Source organism: Methylobacterium sp. CCH5-D2 (assembly GCF_001556475.1).
In the GTDB taxonomy this organism is placed as follows: Bacteria; Pseudomonadota; Alphaproteobacteria; order Rhizobiales; family Beijerinckiaceae; genus Methylobacterium; species Methylobacterium hispanicum.
In genome coordinates, this window is record NZ_LSIX01000302.1 from 1 (window position 1) to 1994 (window position 1994).

Consider the following 1994-nt stretch of genomic DNA (forward strand, 5'->3'; position numbering starts at 1 on the left):
CGAGCCAGGGGATCACGCCGCAGCCGGTCTTCGACCACGCCCCGCGCGCCGGCCACGCGGCGGCCGCCGCGGGTCACGGCGGCTACTGCACCGGCGGCGGCGCCCGGATCCTCACCGGCAGCGGCGGCCGCGCCTCGGCCGGCCGGATGCGGACGGCGGCCCTGCACGGCACCACCTTCGGCGGCTTCGGCCAGACCGGGCGGGCGTTCAGCGCCAGTTCGCACGGCTCGACCCGCAGCTCCTGGGGCGGCTGATGCGCCGCGTCGCCACCGGCGCGCGGCCGGACTGGCGCGACACCGCGCGCGCCCGCGGCTTCGTCTTCCACACCCTCGACGGCGCGCCCTACTGGGACGAGAGCCACGCCTACGCCTTCGGCCTCGACGAGATCGAGGCGGAGATCGAGGGGCCGAGCGGCGAGCTGCACGCCCTCTGCCTCGCCTTCGTGGGCCGCGCCGTCGCGGACGAGCGGATCCTCGCCCGACTCCGGGTTCCCGAGACGGCCTGGGACGCGATCCGCGCGAGCTGGCGCCGGGGTGATCCGAGCCTCTACGGCCGGCTCGACCTGGCCTACGGGGGCACCGGCCCGGCCAAGCTCTTGGAATACAACGCCGACACCCCGACCGCCCTCTACGAGACCGGCGTGTTCCAGTGGCTGTGGCTGGAGGAGGCGTTGCGCGACCGCCGCCTGCCCGCGGGCGCGGACCAGTACAACGCCGTGCACGAGCGCCTGATCGCCCGGTTCCGCGCGGTGGCGGGCCCGGGTCTTCTCGCGTTCACGGCGGACGCGCGGGCGCCGGAGGACCGCGGCACCGTGGCCTATCTGGAGGATTGCGCCGTCCAGGCCGGCTGCCGGACCGCCTTCGCGGACCTGCCCGATCTCGGCCTGCAACCCGGCGGCGGCCTCTGCACCCGGGCGGGCGCGCCGATCGAGACCCTGTTCAAGCTCTATCCCTGGGAATGGGCGTTCGCCGATCCCTTCGGCGCGGCGGTCGGGGGCGCGCCGACCCGCTTCCTGGAGCCGCCCTGGAAGATGCTGCTCTCGAACAAGGGGTTGCTCCCCTGCCTCTGGGCCTTGGAGCCGGGCCACCCGAACCTGCTGCCGGCCTATTTCGAGGACGATCCGGAGGTCGCCGCCCTCGGGCGGAGCTACGCGCGAAAGCCCCTGTTCTCGCGCGAGGGCGCCAATGTCAGCCTCGTCCGCGACGGCACGCCCCTCGTGGACGGGGCCGGGCCCTACGGCGCGGAAGGCTTCGTCCGCCAGGCGCTCGCCGAGCTGCCGGCCTTCGACGGGCGGCGCGCCCTGGTGGGCTCGTGGATCGTGGGCGACGAGCCCGCGGGGCTGTGCCTGCGCGAGTCGGACGGTCTCGTCACCGGAGACGACGCGCTCTTCGTGCCCCACTTCATCGAGCCCACGTGACGCAGGCGGTGGCGGGACCGGCAGCGGGGGCCTATCTCCGGGGCGCCGTGACCGAGATCCTGTTCTACCACATGCAGCGCCAGCCCCTGGAGCGGGTGCTGCCCAACCTCGTCGAGCGCTCGCTGGAGCGCGGCTGGCAGGCCGCGATCCAGGCGGTGAGCGAGGAGCGCCTCGCCGCCCTCGACGACGGGCTCTGGACCTACGCGGACGAGAGCTTCCTGCCCCACGGCACCGACCGCGAGCCCGATGCCGGCACCCAGCCGGTGGTGCTGACGCTGCGCGACCTCAACCCGAACGGCGCCTCGATCCGCTTCCTCGTGGAAGGCGCCGACCTGCCCCCCGACGCGGCCGACTACGCCCGCATCTGCATCCTGTTCGACGGCACCGACCAGGACGCGCTGCTGCGCGCCCGCGAGCAGTGGCGCCAGGCCAAGGCCGCCGGCCACGCGGTGGCCTACTGGCAGCAGGACGAGGACGGCCGCTGGAACAAGAAGGCGTGACGCATTGACGGATGCATCCCACTCCCCCGCGCGCTCTCCCTCCCCCCTTTGCGGGGGAGGGTGGCCTTCGCGTGAGC

The 1994-nt window shown here is 74.5% G+C and carries 2 protein-coding genes and 1 pseudogene; all 3 read left to right on the top strand.

Features of this window, described 5'->3' with window-relative positions; genetic code table 11:
• Window positions 1–254 (top strand): annotated as a pseudogene (locus AX737_RS34210) (DUF1190 domain-containing protein); the annotation flags it as partial.
• The gene (locus tag AX737_RS07965; protein WP_066920418.1) at window positions 254–1417 is read left to right on the top strand and encodes a glutathionylspermidine synthase family protein; all 1164 of its coding nucleotides are present in this window, start codon (window positions 254–256) and stop codon (window positions 1415–1417) included. The pseudogene AX737_RS34210 and the gene AX737_RS07965, both read left to right, overlap by 1 nt.
• 47 nt (window positions 1418–1464) lie before the next feature.
• Window positions 1465–1917 (top strand): DNA polymerase III subunit chi, encoded by a 453-nt coding sequence (locus tag AX737_RS07970; RefSeq protein ID WP_066920420.1) that lies wholly within the window; start codon window positions 1465–1467, stop codon window positions 1915–1917.
• Window positions 1918–1994: the final 77 nt, after the last annotated feature.